General features: G+C 46.8%; 14 protein-coding genes. 10 read left to right on the top strand and 4 right to left on the bottom strand.

Annotated features, from left to right (window positions below; genetic code table 11):
- Positions 1 to 76: 76 nt before the first annotated feature.
- Positions 77 to 1,192 carry a Gx transporter family protein gene (locus tag SPIGRAPES_RS05090; RefSeq protein WP_014269699.1) on the bottom strand — a complete coding sequence of 372 codons (1,116 nt, stop codon included), beginning with the start codon at positions 1,190 to 1,192 and terminating at the stop codon, positions 77 to 79.
- Complete coding sequence (locus tag SPIGRAPES_RS05085) at positions 1,179 to 1,556, bottom strand: NusG domain II-containing protein (protein ID WP_155816655.1); 378 nt, start codon at positions 1,554 to 1,556, stop codon at positions 1,179 to 1,181. The genes SPIGRAPES_RS05090 and SPIGRAPES_RS05085 overlap by 14 nt, the downstream gene beginning before the upstream one ends.
- A gap of 238 nt (positions 1,557 to 1,794) precedes the next feature.
- Here SPIGRAPES_RS05085 and SPIGRAPES_RS05080 point away from each other — a divergent pair, with 238 nt between their 5' ends.
- Genes SPIGRAPES_RS05080 through SPIGRAPES_RS05070 form a run of 3 tightly spaced genes read left to right on the top strand, consistent with a single transcriptional unit; the run spans position 1,795 to position 4,770 of the window.
- On the top strand, positions 1,795 to 2,526 hold the full coding sequence (locus SPIGRAPES_RS05080; protein WP_014269697.1) for a response regulator transcription factor: 732 nt from the start codon (positions 1,795 to 1,797) through the stop codon (positions 2,524 to 2,526).
- 10 nt (positions 2,527 to 2,536) lie between these two features.
- Entirely contained in the window at positions 2,537 to 3,262 is a 726-nt protein-coding gene (locus SPIGRAPES_RS05075) for a response regulator transcription factor (protein ID WP_014269696.1), read from the top strand.
- Positions 3,259 to 4,770 (top strand): sensor histidine kinase, encoded by a 1,512-nt coding sequence (locus SPIGRAPES_RS05070; RefSeq protein WP_014269695.1) that lies wholly within the window; start codon positions 3,259 to 3,261, stop codon positions 4,768 to 4,770. Before SPIGRAPES_RS05075 ends, SPIGRAPES_RS05070 begins: the two co-directional genes overlap by 4 nt.
- Here SPIGRAPES_RS05070 and yfcE read toward each other — a convergent pair.
- Positions 4,754 to 5,311 (bottom strand): phosphodiesterase, encoded by a 558-nt coding sequence (gene yfcE, locus SPIGRAPES_RS05065; protein ID WP_014269694.1) that lies wholly within the window; start codon positions 5,309 to 5,311, stop codon positions 4,754 to 4,756. The two genes, SPIGRAPES_RS05070 and yfcE, sit on opposite strands and share 17 nt — an antisense overlap.
- A gap of 273 nt (positions 5,312 to 5,584) precedes the next feature.
- Between yfcE and SPIGRAPES_RS05060 the strand changes: the two genes are divergently transcribed.
- Both SPIGRAPES_RS05060 and SPIGRAPES_RS05055 read left to right on the top strand, forming a co-directional pair.
- Entirely contained in the window at positions 5,585 to 6,577 is a 993-nt protein-coding gene (locus SPIGRAPES_RS05060; RefSeq protein WP_014269693.1) for a hypothetical protein, read from the top strand.
- A 169-nt stretch (positions 6,578 to 6,746) separates the two neighbouring features.
- Positions 6,747 to 7,193 (top strand): iron chaperone, encoded by a 447-nt coding sequence (locus tag SPIGRAPES_RS05055; protein WP_014269692.1) that lies wholly within the window; start codon positions 6,747 to 6,749, stop codon positions 7,191 to 7,193.
- 27 nt (positions 7,194 to 7,220) lie between these two features.
- Here the strand turns inward: SPIGRAPES_RS05055 and SPIGRAPES_RS05050 are convergent, their stop codons facing one another.
- Positions 7,221 to 7,721 (bottom strand): GNAT family N-acetyltransferase, encoded by a 501-nt coding sequence (locus tag SPIGRAPES_RS05050; protein WP_014269691.1) that lies wholly within the window; start codon positions 7,719 to 7,721, stop codon positions 7,221 to 7,223.
- A gap of 269 nt (positions 7,722 to 7,990) precedes the next feature.
- Here SPIGRAPES_RS05050 and SPIGRAPES_RS05045 point away from each other — a divergent pair, with 269 nt between their 5' ends.
- The 5 genes from SPIGRAPES_RS05045 to SPIGRAPES_RS05025 all read left to right on the top strand — a co-directional run bounded on the left by SPIGRAPES_RS05045 (position 7,991) and on the right by SPIGRAPES_RS05025 (position 13,025).
- Positions 7,991 to 8,998, top strand: coding sequence for a LacI family DNA-binding transcriptional regulator (locus tag SPIGRAPES_RS05045; protein WP_014269690.1), 1,008 nt, complete (start codon positions 7,991 to 7,993; stop codon positions 8,996 to 8,998).
- Positions 8,995 to 10,047 (top strand): Gfo/Idh/MocA family protein, encoded by a 1,053-nt coding sequence (locus SPIGRAPES_RS05040; protein ID WP_014269689.1) that lies wholly within the window; start codon positions 8,995 to 8,997, stop codon positions 10,045 to 10,047. Before SPIGRAPES_RS05045 ends, SPIGRAPES_RS05040 begins: the two co-directional genes overlap by 4 nt.
- A complete protein-coding gene (locus SPIGRAPES_RS05035; RefSeq protein WP_014269688.1) occupies positions 10,038 to 10,871 on the top strand; it encodes a sugar phosphate isomerase/epimerase family protein in 834 nt (277 codons plus the stop codon). Before SPIGRAPES_RS05040 ends, SPIGRAPES_RS05035 begins: the two co-directional genes overlap by 10 nt.
- 416 nt (positions 10,872 to 11,287) lie before the next feature.
- Positions 11,288 to 11,620 carry a DUF898 family protein gene (locus tag SPIGRAPES_RS17560; protein WP_014269687.1) on the top strand — a complete coding sequence of 111 codons (333 nt, stop codon included), beginning with the start codon at positions 11,288 to 11,290 and terminating at the stop codon, positions 11,618 to 11,620.
- A 262-nt stretch (positions 11,621 to 11,882) separates the two neighbouring features.
- A complete protein-coding gene (locus tag SPIGRAPES_RS05025) occupies positions 11,883 to 13,025 on the top strand; it encodes a Gfo/Idh/MocA family protein (RefSeq protein WP_014269686.1) in 1,143 nt (380 codons plus the stop codon).
- Positions 13,026 to 13,047 lie beyond the last annotated feature (22 nt).

Here is a 13,047-nt window from a genome sequence, read left to right as displayed (position 1 = left end):
AAATAACAATGATAAGAAAGTTTGAATTAATTGTAAATAAAATACTATTATGTTTAAATAATGTGAAATAAATTACTTAAAACAAGAATTTACTGAGAATTGCTACAGAACATACGCAAAAAGAAACAAGGGAGAAAAGTGGCTTCGAAATGGTCCTTGCTGCTTTTTTCCCGCGTACCGTAACGGTATGTTCCCCACTTGCAGTAGCTATAAGGGCTCTATCGACTCGTTCGATAAGCGAGCCTCCTCCGCTTTTAAACGAGGAGGAGAGAAGGTTGAAATACCCTAAGGTCAAAGGAATATAGGCAAGCAGCCTGCCCTTGAGATTCGGGTTGCTTGCGCTGATACATTGGCTTGCACTGAGCAGGCATACCAAGCGCAGGGCCTTGACCAGGGCAAGGTTGAGCGCACCATCGGTGAGGGCAACCGATCCGATGGACAGCAGGACTTTGCCGTTGGGTTCAAACAGGCTGAGCAGGACCATGGAAAACAGCAGCATCAACGGGGGGATGACCAGTATCCTGCGGTGGGCGATAAATTGCAGGACATACATAAGCAGGGTAATGAGGGCAAGGGCCGGGAATTGGTCAACCAGCAAGATTGCCAATATGCACAGTAGGGAAGCAATCGCTACCGATGCATTGTGTTCCCGTTCCTGCATAAGCGGGAGCGAGAGTTCGAGCGTATCTGTTTGCAACAGAGCGGGTATCGTTCCCCTTTGTTGATAGATTTGAGCCAGAAGGCCGAGGACAAAACTGCTTGCAAGACCGATTGAGAGCATCAGGGGGGCAGCCACCCAGATAGCTTTCCCATAGGCAACGACGGAGGCGACTTGCAACTGGGCGAAATTGCTGGCCATTGCCCCTGCCAGGCTGCAGCCTACAAGGGAGATTCGGTCTTTGAACAGGCTTTTCAAAGCCTTCATGATGATACCGCTGGATAGCGTGCCGGCAAGTGATATGAGAAAGAGGTACGAAAACAATGTCCCGCTCACAAACCCCTGCCCGATAGATTTGAGTAGCAATAGGATGAAGAATTGCTTGAAGGTAAAAAACTCCAGGCAGATGAGCAACGGCAAGTTCGCCAGCCCGAGCTTGAGAAACGGCAGGGGTTTTGGAATAAGGTATTCCAAGGTTGCACACAGGAGGGTGGTAGCTGCGACAAAAGCAATTTTTCGTTCAATTCGCGACATCATCAACCTCCGCACTTTGGTCTGGGGAAGAGACGATGGTCAAGAGTATCTGGTTGGGCAGGCAGGCGACCCAACCGTTTCCCGTTGAGATGGGAAGTTGGCGGGTGCAGCTTTTAGTGGGACAGGGTGAGTCTACGATCCGGGCTTTCCCCCCTGCGATCTCGATTTCGGTCTCCCCGAGCGGGCCTGATACATGGAAATGTGTGTCTGTGGCCAGGCTATACCGGTAGGTTCCGCCTGGGCTTTCGACCTGCAGGTACCCGCCTCCTTTGCTCTGTTGGTTTGCAAAAAGCAGAATGAGAATGGCAATGCAGAGCAAGAATATGCTTAAATCCACGATAAGGGTGGGGTGTCTCTTTTTCACGTTGCCAGTGTACCGTGCAGGGAATTCGTTTGCAACAAGGAGGGGGCTCACCGTTAGTATCAGTTTTTAATGAATAGATTGGAAAGGATAAGTCTGTGCCCAAAGAATCTATGAATGATTTGACACAATCCTCACACTGTGATGATTATTTATAGAGTATAAGTGGTAATTGTGTAGTAATATGTTGAGTACTGGCTGACTCTTGCCAGAATATGAAAGGTATGGTGACGTTACAAATATGAAACTGATATATATCGTAGATGCTAATGCCAGTGACCGAGAGGGAATGAAACAGTACTTGGAATTGTCGGGGTACGAGGTTCAGGCCTTTGAGGAGCTGCATGGGGTCCAGTTGGCAATTGCCAGGCAAGTGCCCGATTTGTTGTTGTTGGATGTAAACCTTCCCGATGGCGATGGTTTTTCCTATATCAAGAAGTTGAAGCAGAATTATGTATTCCCGGTCATTTTTGTCTCAGGAAGGATTGCCGAGAGCGACCGGATCCTGGGCTTTGAGCTTGGAGCCGACGACTATATCTGTAAGCCTTTCTCCTCCAAGGAACTGGTGCTGAGGGTCCATGCGTTGTTCAGGCGTATCGATGTGAGCGTTTCTGCTTTCCGCAGCGGTTCGACCTGGGTAATGGGGAATTCCATAATGCAGCTCGACGAGGTTTCCCATCTATTCTCCATCGATGGCAAACAGGTTCCCCTCACCGCTGCTGAATGGCGGATCATGAGTTATCTGGTGAGCAATAGCGGGATTCTCATCACCCGCTCCCAGATTTTGGAGCATTGTTTTGATTATAGCTTTGAATCGTATGACCGAATCGTAGACACCCACGTGAAGAATATGCGGGCAAAAATGGGGCCGCTTGGATCCCAGTGGATTGAGACGGTCAGAGGATACGGATATCGTTTTGCCGGCCATAGCACAGCTTCCCATGCTGTAGTAGCCTCTGAAGACAAGGAATAGGTAATAAGGAATGGATGCATCCTCTGAAAACGTGAACGTAATCTATGTGGTTGAAGACCATGATTTGATCCGCGAAGGGGTTAAGCAATATCTGGAGCTTTCCGGCTATAAAGTCCAGGGTTTTTCAACCTTGGCTGCTGCAAAGGAAGCTTTTGCCCGTTTTGTGCCAGCGCTTCTGATCCAGGATGTCATGCTTCCTGACGGAGATGGTTTTTCTTTTGTCAAACAGATCAAGGCCCAGTATGACTGCCCTGTCATCTTTATGACCGCACGCACCGAGGAAAGCGATAGGATCATGGGATTCGAGCTTGGTGCTGATGACTATATTTCAAAGCCTTTTTCGCCCAAGGAATTGGTTTTGCGCGTCCAAGCTGTGATTAGGAGATTCAATCATACCAAGGCGAAGAGTGCTGACGATGGACTGCTTTACAGTGGCGACCATATCATGATGTTCGACACCAAGGAGCACCGGCTTACCGTAGATGGCGTAGATGTGATCTTTACTGCCGCAGAATGGCGTATCCTTGGCTACCTGGTGAAGAATTCCCATCATTTGGTTACCCGTGCCCAGATTCTCGAGCAGTGTTTCGATTACAATTTTGATTCCTATGAACGCATCGTCGATACCCATATCAAGAATATCCGCTCCAAACTGGGCGAGGCCCAATGGATCGAGACAGTCAGGGGCTACGGGTATCGGTTCATCGGGTATCGCAAAGAAAGTGTGGTGGAATGAGAAAACAATTCTTCAGGCTGTTTTTCGGTTTTGTTGCTGTAGTCGCAGTATTTCTGGCAATCCAGATTGCTGTGTTTTTTTTCAATGGGGAAAGGCAGCGCAAGGAATGGACCGACACCGTATTCCAGGAGTATCTCGAAACGTTTTCCAGCCGGTTGGAAGCGGAAATGCCTGAAAGTGGATGGTCTATCGCCAATATCATAAGGGTCCTGGTCAGTTCTGCCGATGACCGGGTTAGCGGCCTATATTTGCGGAATCCCGATGGTTCTGTGGCCGTTGCTTTCGGAAAGACCCGGCGAGGGGATGACCTGCCTCAGAATTCCATCGGTTTCAAAGTTCCTGCTGAGGTCATGTTCCATGATGGTTCGAGTTATTTCGGGAACCTGTCCCCTGCTAGCAAAATGGTAGACAAGGATGGTTTCACCTCGGTGAAGCAGCAGTCCGAGGTCTATTCGTTGAAGATTATCAATCTCGACGGTGTTGTCTCGACTATGAAAACCAAGCAGAAGAGTGAGAAGTCGGAAACTATCCTGTTGCCTCCCGAGGTACGGGCCAGTGATATTGCCGGTAGCTTCAATGTTATCTACAACAATGAGACAATCTGCAATGTTGATGTTTTGACCTTCACTCCTTTCACCTATAAAAGTACGAGCAGGTTGCTTTTTGGCCTGATGGGACCTTTTTTATGGTCGATACCGTTGGCTGTGCTTATTTCGCTCATGATGGCAGCTTCGCTTTCCCGAAAAGGTGAACAGTACACCAAGGGGATCCAGTCTGCCTTGGGTAGGCTCAGTAGCGGGGAGAACGGAGTTTCTCTCCCTGATACAAAGATTGACGAGCAATTGGTTATAAACGAATCGATCAGGCAGCTGGACGATACGCTATTGAGAAACAAGGAAAGCCGGCAGGTTTGGCTGAGAGGGATCAGCCATGATCTCAATACGCCGGTTACTTCGATGAAGCTGGCCCTCGATGGTATTGTAGACGGGGTGTTTCCCCTCAATGAAGAGACTATTGCGATGATCAAGAAGGAAAACGATGAGCTTTCGGAACGGATTGCCTCAGTGGTGCTCTATGCAAATCTGCAGAGTCCCGATGCAAAGGCCATAGTCAGGAGTTTCGACTCGCAGGAGTTTGTAGAGAGCGTGTTGGATCAATTTTCTCCACAACAGAACAATCTTGTCACGGTAAAGTATGGCAATCCGGCTCTTCAGGGTGATGAAGCGCTTTTGCAGAAGGCAACGCAAGCCCTGCTGTCCAATGCCATTCAGTCAGGGGCGAAGGCTATTGTGTGGGAAATCAGGGAAAACTCTATGATCATCTCCAACGACGGGGTTCTCCGTGAAGGGGTCGATTTCTTTGAACCCTGGACGAGGGGCGATGTAGGACGCAGCACTGGTGGAAGCGGCCTTGGATTGCCTATTGTCAATCAAATCATGAGGCTCCACGGTGGCAAAGCCACCATTGAGCAGAAGGGAAAAACAGTTGTTGTTACCCTGAAATGGTAAGGCTCATGAGTACATTGTCTTCGAAGTCAAGGACCGTAAAGGTTCTATCCTTATATAATATATAACTGTTTGGCCATCCCCCCTTGGGGATCGATATTGAACCTGGGTTCAAAAAAACAAATCCATTCTCTTCCTTTGCCACAGGTAGGTGTGTGTGTCCATTTATGAGGATGTCTCCTTTTTGCATAGGGGGGAGGTTATCCGCATTGAAATGATGACCATGGGTAAGATAGATCATCCTTCCTCCCAATTCCTCCAGAAAAAGGGTAGCGTAGTCTGCCATGAGGGGAAACTCCAATACCATCTGGTCTACTTCTGCATCGCAATTGCCTCTCACACAAAGAATAGAATCTCTGTACATATTTAGTAGCGCATATGTTTTTTTGGGGTTATACTCGAGGGGTAGGTCATTTCTTGGGCCGTGGTAAAGAATATCACCAAGGAGGATTAAACGGGAAGCATCATTTTTCATGTAGGCATCGATGAGTTTATGCGTAAAATATGCACTTCCATGGATGTCAGAGGCTATAAGGTATATCATAATTATATGATAATAGAACCAGTTAAGGACTTCAAGAATCTTGACAGAGTATCTGATAATGTCGGTGTAACCTTCTCATTTTCTTCATAAATAGGGTATCCGAACACAATAACTACATATACTACCTATTTGTTCACATTACTTCTATATTATACAAGTTCCACCCACATTAATACACAATTCCGTCAAGTTTCTTCCATTCTACTTACAAATTGCATCGACATACTGATGTTACAAATTAACTCTCACGCAAAAAAAATGGAGATTTACGTCATGAAGAAAAAGTTTGTATTGACTCTGGCTCTGGCTCTCATAGTTGCAGCTTCCTTGGTTGCTGCTCCTGTCACATTGACTGGATCCTTTAAGGCTGGCTACACGTATACTTCAGGGACATCAGCAATCACTGTTGCAAACACCCCTGAAATTAATACTGATGGTCTTGCCATTACTGGTGATTTCTGGAAAGTTGCTGTTGCAAGTGATCTTTTTACTTTTGGTGATGACAATGCTGTTAAAGGCACTGGTACTATCTACCTTGACAAAGCTCTTGCTGCTCAGGGAACTGACATGGGTGATGTAACCATTACTTTGGCAATCGGAAACAGTGGCACCATGAGTGGCCTCAATGTATATTCTGATCCTAACGGTACCGTTGGTGACGAAGGTTACAAGGTTCGCCAGAAGGGTGCTTACTCCACTTCTGTAACTGTTGGTTATGGTTCTATGGTTACTGTTAATGCAACTGCAGATCCTACCGACAAGGTCAACAAACCTTTCGGTTTGAGTGCAAAGTTTGCTCCAGTTGATGGTGTATCTGCTGCTGTTGCTTATACCAACTATGCAGAAAACAAGTGGACTTCCACAATTGATGCAGATGGTGCTATTGGCGGTTCAGTTTGTGTAGATGTTGCAGCTCTTGCCGGTCTTGACTTCGGTCTCAAGGCTTCAGCCATTGACACATACTTCCTCGGACAGAAAGAAAACAACCTGCTTGCTGCTTTGAGTGCTTCTTATGGAGACGTAAGTGGCTGGACTGAATATCAGCTCTTCGACGGAACTAGCAACCTTAAGGTTTCTGCTTCCTATGCTGGTATCGAGAATGTCGGTCTTTCCGCTTCTGTTACTCTCACTGACCTTTCCAACATCTCCACCAAAATTGGTGCAGGTGCAAATTACACCATGGGTGGTGTAAAGTATGCTCTTGATGGCGCTTATGTCATCGATGGCGATTTTACCTTGACTCCTTCTGTAAAAATCACATTCTAGTTTCCTAAAGACAGAGTCAGTAACCAGTCTTCTGGTTTCTAAATCCTGTTAATATGAGTGGCCCATCGTTGATGGGTCACTTTTACATTATAGGGGTATGACCCATATAATTTCTTATGCTTGATAATCCTCGCCCTGTGTCGTATCCTGCTTGCAGGGGAGGGACTCTATGCATTCAGATGCAACTACAGTCGATGAGTACCTGGCTTCTCAGCTTCCTGTCCAGAAGGAAGTCCTATCCTCTGTCAGGGAGTTTATTCTCGCCCACATACCTTCTGGAATCGAAGAGAACATAAGATGGGGGATGATAACCTATGAAGTCCCTATCAAGCGCAACCCTTCAACCTATAACAGGCAACCACTCATGTATGCGGCCCTGTCAGCCCAGAAGCATCATTGTTCGCTGTATCTTACCGCTGCCTATCTCAGTGAGGAAAATACCAAATTGATTGTCGAGGGTTTTGCCAAGGCTGGAAAGAAACTCAACATGGGAAAATCCTGTATACGGTTCAAGACAGTTGAAGATCTGGCATTGGATGTAATAGCTTCAATTCTCATTTCATATACAGTAGATTCATTTTTGGAAGCATCCAAGAAAGCCCATATTCTTCGCTGAGTGAATATTCTTTTCAAATTGGCTTGATCAATTCTCAAAGGAGAGGATGTCGGCACACGTCCCGTCATGGTACAGTACGTTGGGACAGGACCTGATGATCTCGAAATTACCTTGTGTGTATGCTGCAACGATTTTATCCCAGAACAGTACCGAGGCAAGATTATGGGGATGCCTTTTCAATTCCCACTTACCAGGGAATCTATCAAATATCATATGTGCTACATATCGGCCTATTCCTAAATGGCGGTATTTGTACATGATGAAGAACTCTGCCATTGCATAGTCGTAGTCTGTATGGATATCGAATTCATTATTTACCAATACGAACCCTGCAAGTACACCGTCGACTTTTATAACAAAAGGATGGAACTTTTCATTTTCCCAATATTCACCAATCCTGTACCCATAGGAGCCCTGGGAATTAACGTCGGACTTGTCATACTGGGACCATTCATAGCAATACATGGATAGCAAATTATCCAGAATTGGTTTGTCTTTTAATGGAACTCTTTCAACTTGTATATCCATACGGTTGAGACCCCTTTCTCTTGTGCTAAAAGTATACCACTCTTACCCCTGGCTGGGGTGCTAGAATGTTTTGCGTTTTGGGTTTGTCAGGATTGACTAGCCAACGTATGTAAAAAGTGCAAAGCCGTATCAAAGGTTGTGGCGTTTGCGTCCATTTGAGAAGAATGTCCTATGCCGTCACCTCGATTTGATTGGCCGTTTCTTGCTTTTCTTGCTAATTCCCCATTACCCCTATACAATGACCTAGAAACTGGGTCTGACGAGGTAGTATGGGAAAACAAGTAGGAAGGGCTGAAGTTGCAAAGAGTGCAGGGGTGTCGGAATCGACAGTATCACGTGCACTCAACGATTCTCCCCTTATCAGTGAGGAAATAAAGAAGAAAGTACGGGAACAGGCAGAAATACTCGGGTATTTTCCCTCCCGTACCGCTACGCTGTTTGCGAGCAACAAAAGCTTTACCCTCGGGTTCGTTGTCCCCTATTACCGAAACATCATGCCCTTTACCCGTCCTTATTTCCCCTCTCTGCTCGATGGTCTGCTTTTAGGCTCGATGGATCGGGGCTATAACATCGGCATAGTCTTTGAGAAACACCTAGGGAAATATAGGACCTACAATGAACTGATAAACTCCCATAGTTATGACGGATTGGTATTCGCCATCACCAAAGATGATTTCCCGGAATTGGATTCGATGCTCGAACACAAAATCCCCTTGGTACTGGTAAACAACTACCATGACGGGGCAGCAAGTGTGTATGCCCGGCCAGACAAGGGAATGGCCCTGGCTTTTGAACATGCAGTAACTCTCGGGCATCATTCTATCGGATATATAACCGGGGATTTGCGATTCAAGAACGGAAAGGACAGACTTGCAGTTTTCGAAACCCTCGCAGCGCAATACCATCTTGATATTCAGATAGTCGAAGGTAACTTTTCACGGAGTTCCGGATTCGAAGCCCTCTCCTCCTTTGGTAGACGTCCTTCCTTGGTCATGACCGCCAGTGACCGCCAGGCTTTCGGTTTCATGCAGGCCTGCCTTGAACACGGGATAAAGATCCCCCAGGAAATCTCGGTTATCGGGTACGATAATTTTCAACTTGCAGGAACCAGCTCCCCTCCGCTGACCACAGTCGACCATCCGATTACCGAAATGGGGAAGCTTGCCGCAAATATGGTCATAGATATGATCCAAAAAGGTACCCTTCCAGAGCAGCGTTGGGTAGATACAGGTTTTATGATAAGGAAATCTACCGCTGTATGTGGAGGTTTTCAATGAAACTGGTCATAGTCGGATGTGGCGGCATGGGCTCCTACCAGGCCAAGAAGTTTATCGAGTCAGGTACAGAAATAGTTGGGGCGGTCGACCATAACAGTGCACACAGGAAAGCCTTCTGTGAACGATATGGAATTACACACTCCTCTGATTCTTTTGAGAATCTCTCTGCCTTTGTCGGGCTGGCAGATGCCATTTCCTGTGCCACTTCCGATATCAGCCACAAAGATTGTTGCCTGGAAGGACTTGATCATGGGTTTGCACTCTTTTGCGAGAAGCCACTTGGCTATAACAAAGACCACGTAAACGCCATAGGAGACGCTGCAGGCAAAGCAAGGGTTCCTGCTATGATAAACTTCTCTAAACGCAATATAGGGGCAATGCATGCTCTTAGAAACGTTGTTTTATCTAAGGCTTTGGGTGATATCTTGCTTGTTGAGATACATTACCTGCAAAGCTGGGTGCTTACCTCCGCTTGGGGGGATTGGAGAACCACTCCGCGTTGGATGTGGCGCCTCCAGCCTTCCGTAAGCCGGGGAGGTTGCCTTGCAGACCTTGGCAGTCATTTGATCGATCTGCTCCATTTTGTCTTCAACCAAGTTAGCTTTCAGGAAAGCCGACGCTTGGTGACTCTCAAAGACCTCGTTGATACAAAAACCATCTCCCTTGAACCAAGCCTCTTCGACACCTTCTTTTTGGAATCCTCCCCCGACCTTCCTCCCGCTCTGGTCGACTATGAGGGAACCTTGCTTGTAGGAGATGCCATTCCCTGTAAGCTGCATTGTTCCCAGGTAGCTTCAGGGTTTGACGATGCGCTCTCTTTGGTTGTCCACGGTTCGTTGGCTACTGTTCGTTTTGATTCAACCTTATCCCGCAATACGGTCACTGTGGTGTATACTGACGGACGTGAAGAAACGCTCGCAGGACCTGCTGTTCTCTCGACCTACGAGCTGTTTACCCGTTGGGTAGATACAGGGATTTCGGCCCATCCTGACCTTGCTGACGGGATATTCGCCCAAAACGTCTTGGAGGACATGCTGCAATGCCAATAAAGATTGGAGCTCTGTTGAAAATTGAGGAGATCACTGCCGATTCCCTCTCTGCTTTGTCTCGTAGCGGTTTCGAAACCCTTGCCATTTCGTTCTGGGGAAGCCTTGGTCCTGTGGACCTGGAAAACCTTGCCGACTTGGTTAGAGCCTCTTCTTTAGAGGTTTCAGCCCTTTCCATATTTGGAAACCCTTTAGGAAATGAAGAGACGCTCACTGCCTGGAAAGAACTCATAAGCCATGCCTCGCTGTTTGGGTCACCATATGTAACCGGGTTCGCCGGGCGGGTCCCCGGTAACAGTGTCGAACACTCCCTGTCAGCTTGGAAAGAAACCTTTTCTTCCCTTCTTGAGATAGCATATAAGAAAGAATGCAAGGGTCTGCTTTTTGAGAACTGCCGCATGGGAGACCTTTGGAAACGGGGAAACTGGAATATAGCGATCAACGATGAAGCCTGGTCTTTGATGTTCAATGCCTTGGATGACGGGAAACTGGGCCTGGAATGGGAACCCTGCCACCAAGTGGAAGCTTTTCTCGACCCTTTGGCCCAACTCTTGCGATGGAAGGGCAAAGTGAAGCATGTACATGGCAAGGATGCCACGGTTAACAGGCAATTGCTTTCTGAGATTGGCATCTACTCATCCAGAAAAGCCATAACCCCGGTTCTGCCCGGCCTGGGTGATACCGATTGGGCTTCCATAAAGGCTATTTTGACGCAGGATGCGTATGAAGGCTGTATCGACATAGAGTCGATGGAGACTACCTTTTTCAATAAGTATGAACAAAAATTGGATTCGTTACGGTATTTGCAGCAATGTGATCGGAACTGAACCTTGATCGGTAAGCCTGGCTTGTAGGGTTCCCCTAAGGTCAAGTAATACTTGTTTATAGGTTTGCATGACGATGTTAGTAACTAGCCTATGGCAGTAAGTCGCCCCTTATAGGGGAAGTACTGAACCCAGAGGCTTTTTCATCATAGGGAAGTCTTACGATAGGCACGTACAGCAATTCCAATAGATTTGGGTCCTATTGAAAATGTACAAGTAATCCCTGGGCGTAAAAGGCTTCAAAGCAACACAGTTCGGAATGATAAGCTTTTTATTAAAAAAACATGCCCCAGAGTATATTCCCTTGAGAATCGTACCTTGCCAGAAATCCGTGTCTGAAATCTGTTATAGTTTCATTGTTTTTACCGAATATCTCTGATAGCATAGAATAATAGCTTCATAAATATTTGGAGGAATGTATGCCATTTGGAAGATTTGAATTCAGAGGTACCGGTGGTTCGTATTTTTGGCTTTGCATTTGGACAACGGTATTAACCACGCTTACGCTAGGACTTTTTTATCCTTGGGCAGAATGTGCAGTCCAGAAATGGAAAGCAAAGAATACATATATTGAGAATAAGCAATTGGTTTTCAAAGGTACTGGGGGAGGGCTTTTTGGAACTTGGTTATTGATAATCATTCTTTGTATAATCACTCTAGGCATCTATATTCCCTGGGGATTCTGTAGACTGGAAAGGTGGAAGACAAATAATTTATATTTTGCCGGACATGGTGATAACGAAAATTTTTAACCTATGATTTGCCACTTTCCCTCTACCGAGAGGGTCTTGGTTTCGCTCACGTGTTACTAATGACAGCTGCAATCCTTACTGTTTATAGGCAAAGATGACGGCTGTCCTTTTTCCCTTGCAATGGTATCAGGGGTAATCTATCGTTACCGTTACCTTGTTTTTACACTTGCGAACTTTCAGATTTGTGGTACCATAGTTTTATTGAGTTTATTACCTTTTTGTTTTTTTTACTAATTATGCACGCGCGTGCATTGGAGGCAATATGAAACCACTTAACTATGGGATGGTAGGAGGAGGAAGCGGGGCGTTTATCGGGGATGTGCACAGGAAAGCCATCAGGATTGATGGTCTGGCAACGCTTTGCGCCGGTTGTTTTTCCCGCGATGCGGAGAAGTCGAAAGCCTTCGGAGCCGAATTGGGTGTTGCTCCTGACAGGCTTTACACCAATTACCTCGAAATGGCAGAACAGGAAGCGAAGCGGGAAGACGGCATTTCCTTTGTCGTCTGTGTTACCCCGAACATATCGCATTATGAAGTGTGCAAGGCCTTTCTTATGAATGGCATCAACGTCGTATGCGATAAGCCCCTCACCTGGACGATCGAACAGAGCCAGGAACTGGTAACCATCTGCAAGGAAAAAGATTTGCTTTTTGGTATTACCTACACCTATAGCGGGTACCCCGCTGTCAAGCAAATGCGGCAGATGGTCAGTGATGGGGTCCTTGGCAAGATAAAATTTGTCAATGGCGAATATCCCCAAGGTTGGCTTGGTACCCCGGTTGATGAAACAAGCAAACTGGCTCCCTGGCGGATGGATCCAAAGGTTGCCGGTATTTCCAATTGCCTCGGCGATATCGGAAGCCATATAGAGAATCTGGTGGCAAATATTACCGGTTTGAAAATCGAGCGTGTCTGTGCCCGCCTGGATAGAATCGTAGAAGGACGGACTCTGGACGATAATGCCTCGGTCATGGTGGAATTCAAGGGAGGGGCAAAAGGCCTCTACTGGTCCAGCCAGATTGCCTTTGGGAATGACAATGGCCTACGTGTACGGATCTATGGGGAGAAAGGTGGCCTTGAATGGTTCCAGGAAGACCCCGACCATTTCCTCTACACCCCATCCGATGGTCCCCAGCAACGATGGAGCCGGGGCCGGGATGCTTTCTGTGAGAGCGCCCAGAGCTATTCCAGAATCCCTGCAGGGCATCCTGAAGGGTTGTTCGAGGCCTTTGCCAATATCTATAAGGCCTACATCCGTGCTTTGGCAAAGAAACTGAGCGGTGAAAACCTTGTTCCTTCCGACCTCGATTTCCCCAGTATCGAAATGGGGCTTGATGGGGTTGTGTTTATCAACAAGTGTGTAGAGAGCAGCAACCAGGGCGCTTCATGGGTGACCTTGGGCTAAAATTTGGAAAGAAGGAGTATTT

This window comes from Sphaerochaeta pleomorpha str. Grapes, from assembly GCF_000236685.1.
Lineage (GTDB): Bacteria > Spirochaetota > Spirochaetia > Sphaerochaetales > Sphaerochaetaceae > Sphaerochaeta > Sphaerochaeta pleomorpha.
This window is presented reverse-complemented; position numbering and strand designations above follow the sequence as displayed.